Here is an 18,317-nt window from a genome sequence, read left to right on the forward strand (position 1 = left end):
TCAGGTTAGGCCACAGTAAGCAAGCGATCAGTTAAGCTCTTAATTTGTGCGCTGGTAGAATTTATTTTATTGATTTGCCCAAGTTAATGACAGGATGACTCAAAATGCCCGATCCAAAAATATCGAGTTCATCGCCAAATGCCAGAGATTCTGTCACGGTGGAGTTAGTTGAGTTTTTATCTTACCTTCGCAGTTTAGATATTAATATTTTTGTTGAGGGATATCGCCTGCGCTGCAACGCTCCAGAAGGAATTATTACACCCGAACTGCGCGCCGAAGTTTCTCAGAAAAAAGCAGAAATTATTTCCTTTTTAAAAGCAGCTAATCGTACTTCTAGTTTCACTCCTACACCGATTGTTCCGATGGGGCGGGACGGAAATCTACCGCTTTCCTTTGCACAGCAGCGCTTGTGGTTTCTCGACCAATTAGTACCGAACAATCCTTTTTATAATGTTCCTGCAGCATTGCGTTTGACAGGTTCGCTCAATTTTTCGGCGCTGCAACAAACCTTCAATGAAATTGTGCGCCGCCACGAAGCTTTACGCACGACTTTAGCAGTAGTTTCGGGGCAACATGTTCAGAGAATAGGTGCTGCTTTCCATCTTCCGATTAATGTAGTGGACTTGCGAAACTTGCCAAAGGAATATCGACAAAATGAAGCAAACAGGCTCACCGCCCAGGAAGCTCAACGCTCTTTCAATTTGTCCAATGACTTGTTGCTGCGAGTCACATTATTGCAGTTAGATGATGCCGAATATTTATTAATGCTGAATATGCACCACATTGTCTCCGATGGTTGGTCTATCGGAGTGCTTATTCAGGAATTAGGCGCACTTTACACGGCATTTGCTAGCGAAAAACCTTCGCCTTTACCGGATTTGTCGATCCAGTATGCTGATTTTGCCAAATGGCAGCGCGAATGGCTGCAAGGGGAAGTTTTAGAAACGCAGCTTGCTTACTGGCGACAGCAGTTAAACGGCATTTCTATGCTAAATTTGCCTGCGGATCGACCCCGGCCAGCAATTCAAAGTTACCGAGGCAAAAGGCAATTTTTGCAACTGCCAAAACAACTGAGCGAGGCTTTAGAAACGTTGAGCCAGCGCGAAGGAGTGACGCTGTTTATGACAATGCTGGCAGCTTTTAAAACGTTGCTTTACCATTACGCCCAGCAAGAAGATATTGTGGTAGGTTCGCCGATCGCCAATCGCAACCGCAGTGAAATAGAAGCACTAATCGGTTTTTTTGTCAACAGTTTGGTGCTGCGTACAGATTTGTCGGGAAATCCAACTTTTCGGGAACTTTTAAACCGAGTCAAAGAGGTAGCATTAGGAGCTTACGCTCACCAAGATTTGCCGTTTGAGAAGTTAGTAGAAGAACTGCACCCCGATCGCGCCTTGAACCAAAATCCCTTATTTCAGGTGGCGTTTGCGCTGCAAAACGCGCCGGGGAATCGGTTAGAATTGCCAGAATTAACACTCAGCCCGCAGCAGTTAGATGTGGGTACAGCGCGGTTTGATTTGGAGTTTCATTTGTGGGAGCGATCGCCCAACAGCTCGGGAAGCAACCAATCGCCCAGCAATAAGCTGTGGGTTGATAGCTCAGAGGGGATCAGCGGCATGGTTATTTACAGCGCCGATTTATTTGATGAAGCTACAATTTGCCGAATGTTAGGGCATTTTCAAACCTTGTTAGAAAGCATTGTTGCAAATCCCGAACAGCGCATCGCAAATTTGCAATATTTGAGCGACAAAGAGCGTTATCAGTTGTTAGTTGAATGCAACAATACTCAGGCGGATTATCCGCAAGATTTGTGCATCCATCAGCTATTTGAAATGCAGGCAGATCGGACACCGGATGCGGTGGCGCTGGTATTTGGAGAGGAGCGAGTCACCTACCAGCAGCTCAATCTCCGCAGCAACCAACTAGCACGTTATTTGCAAAAACTTGGGGTTGGGGCGGAAGTTTTAGTCGGGCTTTGCTGCGGGCGATCGCTCGATCTGATCGTGGGGATGTTGGGTATCCTGAAAGCGGGAGGAGCTTACCTAATTTTAGATCCGAGCTATCCTGCTGAGCGATCGAGCTTGATGATAGAAGATGCTCAAGTGTCAGTATTGCTTACCCGCCAGGGAATAAATTCCCTGTCTAATAGCGAAAGTCGTCTAAAGACGACTGAAGGAGGACAAGTTTCCAGTCGGCTTCAGCCGACTTCAGCTATGAGCCAGGGAATTTATTCCTTGGTGGATGATGGCGAAGTGCAAAATTTAGAAACACAGTCAGATGATAAAATTCACCATCCAAGGGTTGTTTTTCTAGACACAGACTGGGAGATGATTTCCCAAGAAATCGCCGACAATCCCACTAGCGCAGCCACAGCCGAAAATCTGGTTTACGCGATTTACACCTCCGGTTCCACGGGAAAGCCGAAAGGAGTGGAAATTGAGCACGGGAGCTTGTTAAATCTCGTTTTTTGGCATCAAAGAGAGTTTGGGGTGTCAGCGGGCGATCGGGCAACGCAAATTGCAGCGATCGGCTTTGATGCTTGCGGGTGGGAAATTTGGCCTTATCTCGCCGCGGGATCTAGCATCTACTTTCCAGAAGATGACATCAGGCGAGATCCTGAAAAACTGCAAAACTGGTTAGTATCAAACGCCATTACAATTAGCTTTTTGCCAACACCTTTAGCCGAGAAAGTTTTGCTATTAGAATGGCCTCAAAATACAGCGTTGCGAATCTTGCTCGCAGGCGGCGAAAAACTGCAACAACATCCTTTAAAATCCCATCCATTTAAGCTAGTAAATAATTACGGCCCAACCGAGAACACCGTCGTCACAACTTCCGGTTATATTCCTGTAACAGAGCAAACAGACACCGCCCCGACAATTGGCCTCCCCATTGCTAACACTCAAATCTACATATTAGACAAATATTTGCAGCCCGTACCAATGGGCGTTGTAGGCGAATTGTACATCGGCGGAAACGGACTCGCTCGCGGCTACCTCAACCGCCCAGATTTAACCGCACAAAGCTTTATTGTCAATCCTTTTAAACCAAATTCAGGAGAGCGACTTTACAAAACCGGCGACTTAGTGCGCTACAGAGGCGATCGCAACCTTGAATTTTTGGGACGCATTGACGAACAAGTAAAAATTCGCGGTTTCCGCATCGAATTAGGAGAAATCGAGACACTATTAACTCAACACCCGGCGGTGCAGCAAACTGTAGCAATAGCTTCGGAAAATGGACAGAGAGATAAACGTTTAGTAGCGTATATTGCCCTGAATCCAGAATATAGCGTTGCCCGCGAAAAAAACCAAATCCTGCAATTGCAGGACGAACAGGTTTTGCAGTGGCAAATGCTCTACAATGAAACTTACAATCAACCTGCTGTTGACTCAGATCCAACCTTTAATATTGTCGGCTGGAATAGCAGTTATACTAATCAGCCAATCCCAGCAGAACAGATGCGCGACTGGGCGAACAATCAAGCCGCCCAAATTTTAGCTTTGCAGCCTAGTCGAGTGTTAGAAATTGGCTGCGGCACAGGTTTGTTGCTGTTCCAAATTGCCTCTCGCTGCACTCAATATTGCGGAACAGACTTTTCACCTATTTCGCTCAACTATATTCGGCAGCACTTGGCAAATCAACAGTTAGCTTATGTAACGCTGCTTCAGAAAATGGCGACAGACTTTGAAGGAGTAGAGACAGCAGCTTTTGACGCAGTGATTCTCAACTCTGTCGTGCAATATTTCCCGAATATCGACTATCTCGTGCAGGTGCTAGAAGGTGCGGTGAAAGCAACTGCCCCCGGCGGCTTTATATTCATCGGAGATGTCCGCAGCTTGCCGTTGCTGGCAGCTTTTCACGCTTCGGTACAACTGTATCAAGCCGAACCTTCTCTCGCGGGCGAACAGTTGCAGCAGCGAGTACAAATGCAAATTTTTCAAGAAACAGAGTTAGTTATTGATCCAGATTTTTTTGGCGCATTAAAGCACCGCTTTCCGCAGATTGGCGGCGTAGAAATTCAATTAATTCGCGGTAGTTATCACAATGAGTTAACTGATTTTCGGTACAATGCTATTCTGCATATTGCGTCTGAAACAGGTCCCCCCAACCCCCCTTATGAAGGGGGGCTAAGAAGTGTCTCTAACTTTTATGGCAAAACAGAGCTTCAGAACCCCCCTTTTCAAGCTCTGCAGGGGGGATCAAAACGGCTGGATTGGTTGGAGGAAAATCATAATCTGACTGTTACCAAGGTGCAACAAATATTATTGCAAAATCAACTCGATGTTTTAAGAATTGCTAATGTGCCTAATGCGCGGGTAATGGCAGCAGTTAAGGCGGCAGAATTCCTGTCTGTTGTCGAGAAATTTTCAACTGCAGGTCAGTTGCAGAAAGCCGTGGAAAAAGTCGAGGATTTAGGAGTCGATCCCGAAGCGTGGTATGCTTTGGAAGTTCCGTATAATGTTAATATTAGTTGGTCTAATTCCGACAGTCAAGGGCGCTACGATGTAGTGTTTGCACGGGGCGAAACCAGAGATTTTGTGCCAGAAACCCAAAGCGATAACTTGCGCGCTTGGCGCTCTTATGCTAACAATCCCTTACAAGCTAAAGCAGCGCGTAAATTAGTGCCGCAGTTGCAGGCTTTTCTAGCAGAAAAACTGCCGGAATATATGGTTCCGTCGGCTTTTGTGGTGCTGGAGTCGCTACCGGTGACGGCTAACGGAAAGGTCGATCGGCTCGCTTTGCCTGCACCGCAGCCGATTAAGTTAGAATGGGCTGGCGGTTATGTTGCGCCTCAGACTTCTATTGAGGAAGTTTTAGTGAAAATTTGGGCTGAGGTTTTGGGGATAAAGCGAGTGGGTATCCGGGACAATTTCTTTGAATTGGGAGGCCATTCGCTGCTGGCGACTCAGCTTGTTTCTAGAGTGCGAGATGCTTTCGGGGTAGAGTTGCCTTTGCGCCGGGTTTTTGAAGCGCCGACAATTTCAGAATTATCTAAGATTGTTGACAGTTTGAAAGATAAGAATGCTAAAAGTGAAGCTCCGGCTTTAGTGCCGATTTCGCGCGATAGTCGGCGGCGGAAGCTATCGTCTTTTAATCGACCTATTGCAGAATTTTTTGATTGATAGAGCAACCGCAGATGAAGGGCAGATTAACGCTGATAAACGCAGATAATTTTAAGAGGGTTTTTGGCTTGGGCAAGATGTTGAATCGAGACAGTAAATGAAAAGGATGGCTGTTGAACAGGATGCAATTTCGATAAATATGCAGCAAGAAACAGAAGTTTTTGTATTTCCAGCATCGTTTGCTCAGCAGCGGCTTTGGTTCCTCAATCAATTAGCACCGGGTAATCCTTTCTATAATGTTTCAACAGCGCTCCGCTTAACTGGTTCGCTCAACTTAAGATCTTTAGAGCAAACTTTCAATGAAATTGTGCAGCGGCATGAAACTTTACGTACTACTTTTACGCTTTTGGAAGGGGAACTCGTACAAGTTATTGCTCCCATTTTAACTGTATCTCTTCCCACAATCGACTTACAAAATCTCTCGCCAACTCAGCAGGAAACCGCAGCCCTGCAACTTGCAACCGATGCAGCACAATGCCCTTTCGATTTAGCCGCCGGGCCGTTATTTAAAGTAACGCTGTTACAACTGAGTGAAACAGAACATATATTGTTGCTGAATTTACATCATATTGTGGCTGATGGTTGGTCGATTGGAGTGCTAATTCGAGAGCTGGGAACGCTATACACAGCATTTGTAAAAAATGGGAGCTCGCACTTACCAGCACTGCCCGTGCAGTACGCCGACTTTGCAGAATGGCAGCACCAATGGTTGCAGGGCGAAGTATTAGAAACGCAGTTAGCTTATTGGCGGCAGCAGTTAAACGGAATTACCGCACTCAATCTACCAACAGACAGGCAAAGACCTGCCGTTCCATCCTACCGGGGGGCAAAACAATTTATAACACTATCACCTGCTTTGAGCGAGGCGCTCAAGTCCTTTAGCCAGCAAGAAAGTGCGACTTTATTTATTACTCTACTAGCCGCTTTTCAAACTTTGCTGTACCGCTATACAGGACAAGTAGATATTGCAGTAGGAACGCCGATCGCCAATCGCAACCTGAGCGAAATAGAAGCATTAATCGGTTTTTTTGTCAACAGTTTAGTGCTGCGTGCAGATTTATCAGGAAACCCAACTTTTCGGGAACTATTGCATCGGGTAAAAAACGTCGCAATGGCAGCCTACGCCCACCAAGATTTGCCCTTCGAGAAGTTGGTTGAGGAAATGCACCCCGATCGCGAGTTGAGCCGCAACCCCCTATTTCAAGTTAGTTTTAGCCTGCAAAACACTCCTGTAGCAGCGCTAGAATTGCCGGGAATCGTTGGAGAGGCGATCGACTTTGATGCGGGAACCGCCAAGCTCGATTTAGAGTGCCACTTGTGGGAAAATGCAGGAAGTATTCAAGGGCAATTTGTCTACAGCACGGACTTATTTGATAGCGCCACAATTGCGCGCATGGCGGGACATTTCCAAACCCTGCTTGAAGCCATTGTTGCCAATCCCAAACAGCGCCTCAGCGACTTGGCTTTGCTGACAGCGCCAGAATACCAGCAATTATTAAATGATTGGAATGACACTCAGAGAGATTATCCGCAAAACCAGTGTTTCCATCAGCTATTTGAATATCGAGTCGAGGTCGCGCCCCATGCTGTCGCCGCCGTCTTTGAAAACCAGCAGTTAACCTACCGCCAACTCAACAGCCGAGCCAACCAACTTGCACATTACTTGCAGCAATTGGGAGCAGCACCAGAAATTTTAGTGGGCCTTTGTCTAGAACGTTCCTTAGATGCGATCGTCGGATTGCTAGGCATTATCAAAGCAGGTGCAGCCTACCTGCCTTTAGATCCAACTTATCCTCAAGAGCGCCTTAACTTCATGTTAGAAGATGCTCAGGTGTCGATTTTGGTAACTCAGCAGCACTTAGCAAAAAACTTGACGCAGCCGGAAAATTACGAAGTTTTTTCAGTAGTTTGTTTGGACTCCGACAGAGAAATCATCGCCCGACACAGCCCAGAAAACCCAACTACAAATATCCTACCAGAAAACCTAGCTTACGTTATTTACACATCTGGTTCAACCGGAAAACCCAAAGGCGTTTTAATCGAACATCGGGGACTATACAACTTGGCTATAGCTCAAATAGAAGCTTTTAACTTAAACTCAAATCACCGCATTTTGCAATTCGCATCCCTGAGTTTTGATGCCTCAATCTTTGAGATTGTCATGGCATTAGGAACCGGAGCGACACTTTACTGTGCCAAGAAAGAATCTTTGTTGCCCGGACAAAGATTAATCCAATTTTTGCAGGACAATGCTATTACTCACGCTACCCTCCCGCCATCGCTGCTAGCTGTCCTTCCAAACGCCGAACTTCCCGCACTGCAAACAATCATCTGTGCTGGCGAATCTTGTTCCCCCGATGTTGTTAAACGCTGGGCTTCTGGGCGCAGGTTTTTTAACGCTTACGGCCCTACAGAAGCCACTGTCTGGGCAAGTTTGGCAGAAATTTGCGCTCATCGCAAAAAACCGCCCATCGGCCGCCCAATAGCTAACACTCAACTCTATATTTTAGATAAAAATTTACAGCCTGTACCCGTTGGAATTCCAGGTGAATTGTACATCGGCGGCAGCGGATTGGCACGAGGCTACCTGAACCGCCCCGAATTAACCGCCCAGCGATTTATTGCTAATCCGTTTAGCCAGAAAGCAGGAGAACGAATTTATAAAACTGGTGACTTAGCTCGCTATTTTTCCGACGGCAATATTGAGTTTTTAGGCCGCACTGACGAACAGGTAAAAATTCGCGGTTATCGAATAGAATTGGGAGAAATTGAAGCGCTGCTGGTTCAGCATCCAGCAGTCAAAGAAACAGCGGCGGTTGCTGGGGATGATTTGTCGGGCAACAAACGCCTAGTTGCTTATGTCGTCCCCAATCACAATCAGACGCTTAATCCAGGGGAAATACGCAATTTACTCAAACAACAACTGCCCAATTACATGATTCCCAGTGCTTTTGTGGCGATGGATTTTCTGCCCCTAACTCCCAATGGCAAAATCGACCGCCAGCACCTATCTGCACCGGGGAATCTAACTAGCAATTCAATAGATAAAAGCTGCATTGCACCTCGCACACCAACCGAGTCAACCCTCGCCCAAATTTGGGCCACAATCCTCAACGCAGAGTGCGTTGGCATTCGCGATAACTTCTTCGATTTGGGTGGAGATTCCCTGCTGGCAATCCGCCTCATCAATGAGATTAACCAGCAATTTCAGCGCGAGTTGCCGCTGTCGGCTCTTTTTTTAAATCCGACAATTGAAGGTTTAGCAGATTCGCTATCTTCAGAAACAAATTCTCTGGAATGGTCTCCTTTAGTTGCAATTAAGCCTCGCGGTAAAAATCCCCCTTTCTTCTGCATCCATCCCATCTTTGGCGTCGTGTTTCCTTATGTCGAGTTAGCATTTCAGCTAGGAGAAAATCAACCGTTTTACGGGCTGCAACCCAAGGGTATTGACGGCGAAAGTTCTCCGTTAACTAGCATTGAAGACATGGCGGCTGACTACATCGCAGCCTTGCGTACCGTTCAACCAAAAGGGCCTTATTTTTTAGGAGGTTGGTCTTTTGGAGGTTTGGTTGCATTTGAGATGGCTCAACAGTTGCTCGCAGCGGGGGATGAAGTGGCTTTGCTTGCTGTGCTGGATACTTTAGCGCCGGTTTCTGCTAACAAACCTTCTTTTTGGGACGGTTGCAAGTTTATTCTGACTACTGTTTCGCGCTCTATCTGGCCTTTTGTAGTAGATTATTTTCGCTTGGTGGCTACTGCGGAAAATGTTCAAAGTGGCGGTATTGCTGCCAAATTTCCGAAATTAAATAAGATGCTTAATTTGGCAGCTAATTTTTTGCATCGCTGGAATTGGAAACAGGCCGTTATGGTTAGCCTCCTATCTCAGGAGTCAAAAGAAAGAAGCTGGCGCGAGCTGGCAATTCCCTCAATGTTTACTGTATTTCAGGCTAACAGTCAAGCAACTCTCAGCTATGTACCGAAAATTTATCCGCAGCGAATTACTCTGTTTAGATCGAGGGAAAAGCTCAGCAGGGGTCATCAAGATCCGACTCTTGGCTGGAGTGAATTAACGGCCCAAAAAGTAGAGGTGATTAGGGTTCCTGGAAATCATCTTACTATGTTGAGAAAGCCCTGCGTCGAGGTGCTGGCTCAACAGCTAAAGCATTGCTTGGAGAAGGAATCAAGTGATTGAGTGGCAGTTTTGCTTGCTTGTGCCCGGCAACCGAGTTTGATGTGCAAAAGCGCTATTAGTCATGAAGAAGTAGGCAATCTGATGTCCGGTAAAATCACCTTTATCACGTTTGTAGTTAGGATGTAAAAAAATTGCGATCGCCAGAAGAACACTTTTTGCAACTAGAAATCATCATGCAGCGCCACGCCACAGCACTCGAAGCTGAAGTCAGAGCTTTGCAAGCCGCTGACGAAACCGCCCAGTGGCCCGCTGACTGGAAGCGTGGCTATAATTGGCGTTTCGCTAAAATTTTCGCTTCTGTGAAGATTTTTCGCAACTGGGGTGCAGATGCTGCGGGTTGGAAGCTTTTGCCTTCGAGAGTTTATCCCAACCGAGGCAATCAGAAAGATTAGTTAACAGTTGACTGTTGACTGTTCTGAAATGCCTCAATCTAAAATCTAAAATTGCCCAATGGATTGCGCGATGCTGAAGATGATAGCAGCCAAACCTGCTGCGATCGGAATTGTCACCAGCCAAGCCGAACCAATGGACAGCAAAGTTTGCAAGCGTACTGTTTTCCAAGCTTTGATCAGCCCGACTCCGACGACTGCACCCACTAAAGCGTGGGATGTGGAAACTGGCAAACCGAAGCGGGATGCTAGCAAGACTGTGGTGGCTGTGGCTAATTCGGCGCAAAATCCGCCGCTTGGTTGGAGTTCGATGATCTTTTCGCCGACTGTGGCAATTACATTTTTGCCCCAGATGGTTAAACCGATGACTATTCCTGCGCCTCCGAGGACTAAAATCCACAGGGGAACGCTGAAATCTCCTGAGGGAAAGGAACCTGTGCGCCGGATGTAGGCGATCGCAGCTAGGGGAGCAACGGCATTGCCTACGTCGTTGGAACCGTGGGAAAATGCTACAAAACAGGCGCTCAAGACTTGAAATCTCGCCATTTGTTGCTCGATGGGAGAGTGGCGGGGAGGGGGAGAGGGGAAGAGGGGGAGAGTGGGAGATTGGGAAAATATTCCCTCTTTCTTATTCCTTGCATCCGTTACATCCGTTACATCCGTTACAAAATCCGCTGCCGAACCTTCTTCCTTCTCAACTGATTCTAATTTTTTCCAGCTAGTGAGTGTGAGGCCGATCGCCCCCATACTCCCGATGCCAATGACAATATCGTGAATTGGCAGATTCCAGCCAAATCGATCGTGCGCGGCGGCGATCGCCCCTGTCTGTACCAAAGCGACATTCACAACAGACGGCAGTACAATTATCCCAAATACGCTCAGCATTGCTGCACTCAGCCAAGGTATCCACTCGCGCATTTGAGATAGAGGATCTGGTCGATCGAGAATCGAATACTTCACCACACTGTAAAATAGCGCGGCTAAAGCACCGCTGGCGATCGGTGTCGCCACCCAAGTGAGGGAGATGGTGCCGATGGTTCCCCAATCAACCGCATTAATTCCGGCTGCAACACAGCTAAAACCCGCGATCGCGCCCACCACTGCATGGGATGAAGAAACCGGCAAACCTCGACTGGTAGCGATTTGCAGCCATATCCCGCAAGCTATCAGCACTGAGACCATCCCGATTAAAAATACTTGCGGTTGGGCAGCGAACACTTGTGCATTGACAACTCCTGTTGCCAGAGTTTCGGAAACTCCTTGGCCGAACAGCACTGCGCCGGAAAACTCCAGTATGCCTGCAACAATTATTGCCTGCCGCAGCGTTAGCGCCTTCGAGCCTACGGATGTCCCCATCGAGTTAGCGACATCGTTGGCCCCCAAGTTGGCGGCGACGTACAAGGCGAGTGCGGCCATTGCCCCTAGTTGCAGAAATACGACCCCAGAGGTATCTAACATAGAAATTTTTTGACATAAAACGGGCATTTCGATATATGATAAGGGATTGTGAGTTTTGGTAAATCCGATGAAAGGCGCAGAAATAATCCGTTCTATCGAAACGGCAGAAATAGATAGAGTCAAGCAAGAACTCAATAAACAAGTTCCCGAAATTTACGTCGGCGACACAGTGCGAGTCGGCGTAAGAATTAAAGAGGGTAACAAAGAACGGGTTCAGCCCTACGAAGGGACTGTGATTGCCATGCGTAACGGCGGGATTAATGAAACAATCACCGTTCGCCGCGTGTTCCAGGGCGTCGGAGTGGAACGGGTGTTTTTGATTCACTCGCCCCGCATCGCCACGATCCAAGTGATGCGCCGCGGGAAAGTCCGCAGAGCAAAACTTTACTACCTGCGCGATCGGGTGGGCAAAGCTACTCGCGTCAAACAGCGGTTCGATCGCTCCCTGTAGGAATGCACCCAGCTTCCCTTTGGTTCATGGTTCATGGGAAATTAAAAAATTTCAAAAAAAGTTTCCCATTTACGAGCGCACTGTGTTAAAATAGAAATCTAGAGGTTAAGCGAATTTCAGCAACCTCACCTGTGCGCTCTTAGTTCAGTTGGTAGAACGCAGGTCTCCAAAACCTGATGTCGGGGGTTCAAGTCCTCCAGGGCGCGCTGAATCACCAAACTTTAAATTCTGCCCGAAAGCGCCCGGACTATTGGCTGGCAACAGTCAAAACCGCAAACTTTCGGGTAGAATTAATTTTTGTGGGCGGTTCGCAAAAAATGCCATCAACAAATGCTCGGTGTGGCTTCTCGATCATCGGTTTCGGCGATCGGCATTTACGCCGTTGATTGGTTGGGCTTGTAAAAAAGTCGTGGCTTTAGATTTGAGATTTGGGACTTGGGCGTAAGTGGTTAGTGTCACGAAATCTGAGAGCCGCGGGCCACTCACACCATCTAAAATCTAAAATCTAAAATCTAAAATCGCAAGGGGGATTAAATCGTGGCGAAAAAAGACGAAGCTCAAGAAACTCAAGAAATAACGGCGCCTGGGTTTGACCCTGCGGGTTTTTTTAAGGAAACTAGAGAAGAACTCGACAAAGTGGTTTGGCCCAGCAGGCAGCAGCTAATCAGCGAGTCTTTGGCCGTGCTTTTGATGGTAATCCTCTCAGCAAGCCTGATCTATTTGGTGGATAATTTCTTTAACTGGGGCGCGGGAAAGGTGTTTGGGCCATGACTTTTGCATCAGAAGAATCTGAGTATTCCACAGAAGCGACGGGACAGGCAGCATCGCCAGATGTGCCGGAGATTGATGCTCGCTGGTATGCTGTTCAAGTTGCCTCTGGCTGCGAAAAGCGCGTGAAGGCAAACTTGCAGCAGCGGATTCAAACTTTGGATGTTGCCGATCGCATCGTTCAAGTAGAAATTCCGCAAACTCCGGCAATCAAAGTCGGCAAAGACGGTTCCAGGCGGCAGTCAGATGAAAAAATCTTTCCCGGCTACGTACTCATCCGTATGTTTATGGACGAGGATACGTGGCAGGTGATCAAAAATACCCCGAATGTAATTAATTTTGTCGGGGCAGAGCAGAAACGCCGCTACGGGCGCGGCAGGGGTCACGTCAAACCGCTACCTCTGAGTCATTCGGAAGTAGAACGGATCTTCAGAAACGCTCAGGAATCAGAACCAGTTGTCAAAGTATCGATGTCTACTGGAGACCACGTTGTGGTACTTTCCGGGCCATTTAAGGATTTTGAAGGTGATGTGATTGAAGTTAGCCCGGAACGAAACAAGCTCAAAGTTTTACTCTCGATTTTTGGGCGCGATACGCCTGTAGAATTGGAGTTCAATCAGGTTCAGAAACAGAACTAACTAATGGCAAAGAAAGTTGTTGCAGTAATTAAGTTGGCGATTACGGCGGGAAAAGCCAACCCAGCTCCTCCGATCGGCCCAGCCCTGGGTCAGCACGGCGTCAATATTATGATGTTTTGCAAGGAGTACAATGCTAGAACCGCAGACCAAGCAGGTCTGGTGGTTCCGGTAGAAATTTCGGTTTTTGAAGACCGCAGTTTTACGTTTATTCTCAAAACCCCGCCGGCGTCGGTTTTGATCCAAAAAGCGGCTGGCATTGCTAAAGGTTCGGGAGAACCTAATCGCAAGCAAGTAGGGACGATTACACAGGCTCAGTTACGAGAAATCGCTGAAACCAAAATGCCTGACCTCAATGCTAATGATGTTGAGGCTGCTATGAAAATTGTGGCAGGAACGGCTAAAAATATGGGCGTGGCGATCGCGGATTAAAGTCAGTTGTCAGTTGTCAGTTGACAGTTGGCAGTTGTCAGTAATTCAGGATTTTGAAGCTAAAATCTTCAAGCTAAAATCGCAAATCCTAAGTCGGTTCAGGGGGAGAAGCAAAGCTTCGCTAGTAACCGAAAACGGGTAGATTTTAAGATTGTCCGATAGGTTCAATCTAAAATCTAAAATCTAAAATCTAAAATCGACTGACCCCAGGAGATAACAATGGCAAAGAAAGTATCGCGAAGACTGCAAGAACTTCAAAAGAAAGTTGAAGACAGACCTTATCTACCGCTGGAAGCTCTGCAACTTTTGAAAGAAACAGCAACCGCTAAGTTTGGCGAAGCTGCTGAAGCTCACATCCGTTTGGGAATTGACCCGAAATATACTGACCAACAGTTGCGGACAACTGTATCGCTACCAAAAGGAACTGGTCAAGTAGTCAGAATTGCGGTGATTGCTAAGGGCGAAAAAGTTAAAGAAGCTCTGAATGCCGGCGCGGATATTGCTGGTTCGGAAGAGTTGATCGATGAAATTCAGAAGGGCATGATGGACTTCGATTGCCTGATTGCTACCCCAGACGTGATGCCGTTGGTGGCAAAATTGGGTCGGTTGTTGGGCCCGCGCGGTTTGATGCCTTCTCCGAAAGGTGGCACGGTGACGACTGACATTGCTCAGGCGATTAACGAGTTTAAAGGTGGTAAACTAGAATTCCGTGCCGATCGAACTGGCATCGTTCATGTTATGTTTGGCAAGGCAGCTTTCTCAGCGGAAGATTTGCTCGTCAACCTTCATGCTTTGCAAGAAACTGTTGACCGCAACCGTCCTTCTGGTGCTAAAGGTCGCTACTGGCGCAGTTTGTACGTATCGGCAACAATGGGCCCGTCGATCGAAGTCGATATCAGTGCTCTGCGCGATACCAAACTTGATGCTGCGTAGAAAGAATTAAGCAGAAGGCAGAAGGTAAAAGACAGCTTCGGCTGTCTGTGTAAATCTCTCACAAGACTTACGCCAGACCCTTGCTAATCTCTGCCTTCTGATGATAGCCTAATCAAAAATCAATAAGCTGAAGACCGCAGGTGCCGACCGCTTAATTTCCTGCCGAGGCTGAAGAAATAAAAACTCAAGACTCAAAGATTAGAAATTTTCTATTTTTAATTCTGACTTGTTAATTTTTAATTCTCTGCCCCGGCTCTAAGGTCGGGGTTTTTGGTGGGCAGTTTTCGATCCTAAAAGGAGGTGAAATAAGTATGGGCAAAAGTTTAGCAGTAAAAAATGAGATTATTGCAGACCTCAAGCAAACCTTGAGCGAATCTCAACTGGCGATCGTGATCGACTACACGGGCTTAACTGTTGCTGAAATCACAGATTTGCGTCGGCGTTTGCGTCCGAAAGGCAGCAGTTGCCAAGTGGCAAAAAACACGCTGATGCGAATTGCGGTTGAAGGCAACGAAACCTGGCAGCCGATACAAGAATTGCTGACCGGTACGTCGGCGTTCCTGTTCGTCCAAGAAGATATTGGCGGCGCGATTAAAGCTTACCAAGAATTCCAAAAAGTCTCTAAGAAGACTGAACTTCGCGGCGGCGTGATGGAAGGACGGGTACTGAAAGAAGCTGATGTTAAAGCATTAGCTGATCTGCCGTCGAAAGAACAACTCATGGCTCAAATTGCTGGCGCTATCAACGGTGTCGCAACCAAGTTGGCTGTGGGTATCAATCAAGTTCCTACTTCGATCGCTCGCGGTCTTAAAGCTTATGCTGAAAAAGACGGCGGTTCAGCAGAAGTAGTAGCAGAAGCACAACCAGAAGCACAACCAGAAGCGCAACCAGAAGCAGAAGCAGAAAGCGCATCTGTGTAAGTCATTAGTAATTAGTCCTTAGTCCTCAGTCATTAGTATTTAGCAATAGATAGAAGACTGGAGACGAAAAACTAAGGATGAATGAGCAAATCTCAAATCCCAAATCCCAAATCTACAATCGAACTAGGAGTTTAACGAATGTCTACTGCAACTGACGAAATCTTGGAAAAACTTAAGTCTCTGACTTTGCTCGAAGCTTCTGAATTGGTCAAGCAAATTGAAGAAGCTTTCGGCGTCAGCGCTGCTGCTCCTGTCGGCGGCATGATGATGATGCCTGGTATGGGTGGTGGTGCCGCTCCTGAACCCGTAGAAGAGCAAACTGAATTTACTGTCATGCTGGAAGAAGTTCCTGCTGACAAGAAAATCGCAATTCTGAAGGAAGTCCGCGCAATTACCGGTCTGGGCCTGAAGGAAGCAAAAGATTTGGTAGAAGCCGCACCGAAAGCAGTTAAGGAAGCTATTGCTAAGGAAGCTGCTGAAGAAATGAAGAAACAGCTTGAAGCTGTGGGCGCAAAGATTTCTATCAAGTAGTCAGAGAAGGTAGTTGATATCAATTCCGGTGACACCGGAATGATGGTTGACTGTTGACTGTTGACTATTCCCTAAAATTAATCGCGCGATAGTTACATCTTTCGCGCGATTAATTATTTTTGGTGTAGGGAAACGGCTTTGCTGTGTCCTCTTAGATTTTAGAGGCGGCTTCCATTTGCCGCACTACTGTTAAAGCTGAATAGGAAACGCCGGCAGTTCCTTCTCCGGGATGGGTGGAGTCGCCTACTAACCACAAGTTTTTAATTGGTGTGCGGTTGGCAAATCCGAAGGGGCCGAAGGTGGGTATTCGCTGGCCGATGCCACCCACAACGCCTCTATCTCTCGCTGTGTAGCGGGCAAAGGTGCGGGGTGTGGCGGCTTCTTGGTGTACGATCGACTCTGGCGTCAAATTGAAATATTCGCTCAAACGCGCGATCGCCCCGACCGTATATTTTTGCTTTAATCCTTCATAATCAACCGAATTCCACCACATTCGAGTATCAGTAAATGAGGAAGCGATAATTGTCGCCATTCCTTTCGGCGCTCGGCCATCACCCGGATGACTGACTGAAACAAATAATGAATTATTCTCCCCAATCTCGCCGTCGTAATCGTAAAGAAACTGAAGGTGCGGCGGACAATTTGCTGGAATTGCGCTTTCATGCACTCCCAAATATATCACGAAAGCACCGGATGCGGGCGGCAATTTATCGACTCGATATTTGTAGCCTGCCATTTGATTTGGGAGTTTGTTTGTTGTCTCTGAACTCTCTGATTTAACAGATAAATTCTCGGTTAAATTATCTGTTAAATTTTCTATAATCGGCTCGCTTGACAACAATTTTACTAAATTTTGCGCGGTCACGTTGGCAACAATGCGATCGGCTGTTTCTGTCCAAACTTCGCCGGTTTTTTGATTGCGAATCACTGTACCGGTGGCTTGGCCGTTGGCCGTGACAATACTTTCAACTGTGTGCCGCAACAGGACTTTGCCGCCGTCTCGTTCGATCGCCTCTACAAGTCGATCGCTCAACACCTGCATACTTCCTTGTAGATGATACAATCCCTGCGGCTCTTGCGAAACTCCTAAAGCCGTGGCCGCGTAAAGTAGCGCCGTTTCTTCGGTATCGACTTGAGAATACAATTTTAACTGCAAATCCAGAAAAGTTTTCAAGCGCAAATTGTCGCCCAACCCACAAAGCCGCAAAGCATCTCCCACTGTCATAAAAGTGAAAGGCAAAGTAATTAGAGTATCGGGGCGAACTGCTTGAATTAATTGCCAGAAATCCCAGAAGTTTCTGGGCGGTAAAACTGGATCGCGCCCTTGAAATTTCCAGCTAGCTTTGAACAATGCAGACAATAATTGCCAAAAAGGTTCGCTTCCAGGAAACTGCCGCTGCCTTTCTTCCTGCCACTTTTGCGGATCTCGCCACACGCTAATCGGTGCGGTTTCTCCCGGCAAAAACACCGCACAAGCGGGATCGCAGGGTGTCGCGGCGGGAAGTTCTATATCTAATTCTGAGAAAATTCGGTGGTGAATGCCTCCGGGTTCCAATCCTGCAACCTGCGTGGCGCCAACATCGAAGGTAAAGCCTTTGCGTTTGAAGGTGGAAGCGCATCCTCCGGGGACGATCGCCTGGTCTAAGACTAGCACTTTGTATCCTCTGCGGGCTAGCAGGGCTGCTGCTGTCAGCCCGCCGATGCCGCCTCCAATTACTGTGACGCGGCCCTTAGTGTCTGCTGGATTGGATTTGCCTAAAGGGGTGCGATCGCCTCTCATAATTTATTTATTGTAATATTTCTTAATAGTATGCTCATATTTTGCAATAAAAAGCTCTTGTAGCGACAGGTTGAAATCTATCGCTACAAGAGGAAGGAGTCCGAGTTGAGTGGACATTTCAGAGGTAAGGTGCAGCCGGATCGCCCCAAGCAACCCGAGTTTTTGCCGTAGCCGATTGGAGAATCAGGGACGCCGCCACTTGTTGAGATAAGCTTCGCCAATCCCAGCCACAGCCTGCATTTGAGTTAGCTGTTCCCGCAAAGCTTTGATGGTTCTTAGCTGTTCTTGAGACTGTTGCTGCAAAGCGTCGTAATTTCGCTGTATCGCTGCACTCTGGCTCAATTCATTTTCCAGATATTGCAACTTGGCCAGTTTAACTTGGAAGTCGCCGATCGCACTTGACTTTTCTGCTAACTCGTGCTGTAAAGATTCGTAACTCGACTTCGACACGGTTTCCTGGAATTGGCTTTCGAGATTTTGCTTTTCGGTGGCGAATTGCTGCTGCAAAGATTCCAGAGCAGCGGATTTTTCGCCTAGCTGTTGCTGCAAAGATTCCAGAGCACTGGATTTTTCGGCTAGCTGTTGCTGAAACTCGTGTTCGCGGTGTTCTTTTTCAGCGAATTGCTGCTGCAAAGATTCCAGAGCACTGGATTTTTCGGCTAGCTGTTGCTGAAACTCGTGTTCGCGGTGTTCTTTTTCAGC

Annotated in this window: 13 protein-coding genes, 1 tRNA gene, 1 pseudogene and 1 other annotated feature; of the genes and pseudogenes, 12 read left to right on the forward strand and 3 right to left on the reverse strand. The window is 47.2% G+C overall.

Annotated elements, in window-relative coordinates:
- The first annotated feature begins 104 nt into the window (after nt 1–104).
- The 3 genes from QUA34_RS16450 to QUA34_RS16460 all read left to right on the forward strand — a co-directional run bounded on the left by QUA34_RS16450 (nt 105) and on the right by QUA34_RS16460 (nt 9,710).
- Nucleotides 105–5,126, forward strand: a complete 5,022-nt coding sequence (locus QUA34_RS16450) for an amino acid adenylation domain-containing protein (RefSeq protein WP_333388274.1) — start codon at nt 105–107, stop codon at nt 5,124–5,126.
- A gap of 106 nt (nt 5,127–5,232) precedes the next feature.
- Nucleotides 5,233–9,318: an amino acid adenylation domain-containing protein gene (locus QUA34_RS16455; protein WP_333388276.1), complete on the forward strand. Its 4,086-nt coding sequence runs from the start codon at nt 5,233–5,235 to the stop codon at nt 9,316–9,318.
- 131 nt (nt 9,319–9,449) lie between these two features.
- Nucleotides 9,450–9,710, forward strand: a complete 261-nt coding sequence (locus QUA34_RS16460; RefSeq protein WP_333388278.1) for a hypothetical protein — start codon at nt 9,450–9,452, stop codon at nt 9,708–9,710.
- 45 nt (nt 9,711–9,755) lie between these two features.
- Here the strand turns inward: QUA34_RS16460 and QUA34_RS16465 are convergent, their stop codons facing one another.
- A complete protein-coding gene (locus QUA34_RS16465) occupies nt 9,756–11,192 on the reverse strand; it encodes an inorganic phosphate transporter (RefSeq protein ID WP_445242826.1) in 1,437 nt (478 codons plus the stop codon).
- A 40-nt stretch (nt 11,193–11,232) separates the two neighbouring features.
- On the opposite strand from QUA34_RS16465, the gene rplS reads away from it, so the two are divergent.
- The 9 genes from rplS to rplL all read left to right on the forward strand — a co-directional run bounded on the left by rplS (nt 11,233) and on the right by rplL (nt 15,835).
- Nucleotides 11,233–11,616 (forward strand): 50S ribosomal protein L19, encoded by a 384-nt coding sequence (gene rplS, locus QUA34_RS16470; RefSeq protein ID WP_333054363.1) that lies wholly within the window; start codon nt 11,233–11,235, stop codon nt 11,614–11,616.
- Nucleotides 11,617–11,749: 133 nt separating this feature from the next.
- A tRNA-Trp gene (locus QUA34_RS16475) sits at nt 11,750–11,822 on the forward strand.
- Nucleotides 11,793–12,002, forward strand: coding sequence for a hypothetical protein (locus tag QUA34_RS16480; protein WP_333054361.1), 210 nt, complete (start codon nt 11,793–11,795; stop codon nt 12,000–12,002). Before QUA34_RS16475 ends, QUA34_RS16480 begins: the two co-directional genes overlap by 30 nt.
- A gap of 151 nt (nt 12,003–12,153) precedes the next feature.
- Nucleotides 12,154–12,387 carry a preprotein translocase subunit SecE gene (gene secE, locus QUA34_RS16485; RefSeq protein WP_333054360.1) on the forward strand — a complete coding sequence of 78 codons (234 nt, stop codon included), beginning with the start codon at nt 12,154–12,156 and terminating at the stop codon, nt 12,385–12,387.
- Nucleotides 12,384–13,022 carry a transcription termination/antitermination protein NusG gene (gene nusG / locus QUA34_RS16490; protein ID WP_333054359.1) on the forward strand — a complete coding sequence of 213 codons (639 nt, stop codon included), beginning with the start codon at nt 12,384–12,386 and terminating at the stop codon, nt 13,020–13,022. The genes secE and nusG overlap by 4 nt, the downstream gene beginning before the upstream one ends.
- 3 nt (nt 13,023–13,025) lie before the next feature.
- Complete coding sequence (gene rplK / locus QUA34_RS16495) at nt 13,026–13,451, forward strand: 50S ribosomal protein L11 (RefSeq protein ID WP_006635588.1); 426 nt, start codon at nt 13,026–13,028, stop codon at nt 13,449–13,451.
- Nucleotides 13,452–13,670: 219 nt separating this feature from the next.
- The gene (rplA, locus tag QUA34_RS16500; RefSeq protein WP_190663916.1) at nt 13,671–14,384 is read left to right on the forward strand and encodes a 50S ribosomal protein L1; all 714 of its coding nucleotides are present in this window, start codon (nt 13,671–13,673) and stop codon (nt 14,382–14,384) included.
- A gap of 109 nt (nt 14,385–14,493) precedes the next feature.
- Nucleotides 14,494–14,666: a sequence feature (ribosomal protein L10 leader region), on the forward strand.
- Nucleotides 14,667–14,695: 29 nt separating this feature from the next.
- Nucleotides 14,696–15,304 carry a 50S ribosomal protein L10 gene (rplJ, locus tag QUA34_RS16505; protein WP_333325630.1) on the forward strand — a complete coding sequence of 203 codons (609 nt, stop codon included), beginning with the start codon at nt 14,696–14,698 and terminating at the stop codon, nt 15,302–15,304.
- 138 nt (nt 15,305–15,442) lie between these two features.
- Nucleotides 15,443–15,835: a 50S ribosomal protein L7/L12 gene (gene rplL, locus QUA34_RS16510; protein ID WP_333080347.1), complete on the forward strand. Its 393-nt coding sequence runs from the start codon at nt 15,443–15,445 to the stop codon at nt 15,833–15,835.
- A 151-nt stretch (nt 15,836–15,986) separates the two neighbouring features.
- Here rplL and QUA34_RS16515 read toward each other — a convergent pair whose 3' ends face one another.
- Both QUA34_RS16515 and QUA34_RS16520 read right to left on the reverse strand, forming a co-directional pair.
- On the reverse strand, nt 15,987–17,615 hold the full coding sequence (locus tag QUA34_RS16515; protein WP_333388284.1) for an FAD-dependent oxidoreductase: 1,629 nt from the start codon (nt 17,613–17,615) through the stop codon (nt 15,987–15,989).
- Between the two features lie 183 nt (nt 17,616–17,798).
- Nucleotides 17,799–18,317: pseudogene (locus QUA34_RS16520) on the reverse strand (CopG family transcriptional regulator); the annotation flags it as partial.

The organism is Microcoleus sp. POL10_C6 (genome assembly GCF_036701585.1).
In the GTDB taxonomy this organism is placed as follows: domain Bacteria; phylum Cyanobacteriota; class Cyanobacteriia; order Cyanobacteriales; family Microcoleaceae; genus Microcoleus.

Coding starts and splice junctions, on each gene's coding strand:
- QUA34_RS16465 (WP_445242826.1), bottom strand. CDS start 11,192: ATGCCCGTTTTATGTCAAAAAATTTCTATGTTAGATACCTCTGGGGTC.
- rplL (WP_333080347.1), top strand. CDS start 15,443: ATGTCTACTGCAACTGACGAAATCTTGGAAAAACTTAAGTCTCTGACT.
- nusG (WP_333054359.1), top strand. CDS start 12,384: ATGACTTTTGCATCAGAAGAATCTGAGTATTCCACAGAAGCGACGGGA.
- QUA34_RS16450 (WP_333388274.1), top strand. CDS start 105: ATGCCCGATCCAAAAATATCGAGTTCATCGCCAAATGCCAGAGATTCT.
- rplJ (WP_333325630.1), top strand. CDS start 14,696: ATGGGCAAAAGTTTAGCAGTAAAAAATGAGATTATTGCAGACCTCAAG.
- QUA34_RS16515 (WP_333388284.1), bottom strand. CDS start 17,615: ATGAGAGGCGATCGCACCCCTTTAGGCAAATCCAATCCAGCAGACACT.
- rplK (WP_006635588.1), top strand. CDS start 13,026: ATGGCAAAGAAAGTTGTTGCAGTAATTAAGTTGGCGATTACGGCGGGA.
- rplS (WP_333054363.1), top strand. CDS start 11,233: ATGAAAGGCGCAGAAATAATCCGTTCTATCGAAACGGCAGAAATAGAT.
- rplA (WP_190663916.1), top strand. CDS start 13,671: ATGGCAAAGAAAGTATCGCGAAGACTGCAAGAACTTCAAAAGAAAGTT.
- QUA34_RS16455 (WP_333388276.1), top strand. CDS start 5,233: ATGGCTGTTGAACAGGATGCAATTTCGATAAATATGCAGCAAGAAACA.
- QUA34_RS16480 (WP_333054361.1), top strand. CDS start 11,793: ATGTCGGGGGTTCAAGTCCTCCAGGGCGCGCTGAATCACCAAACTTTA.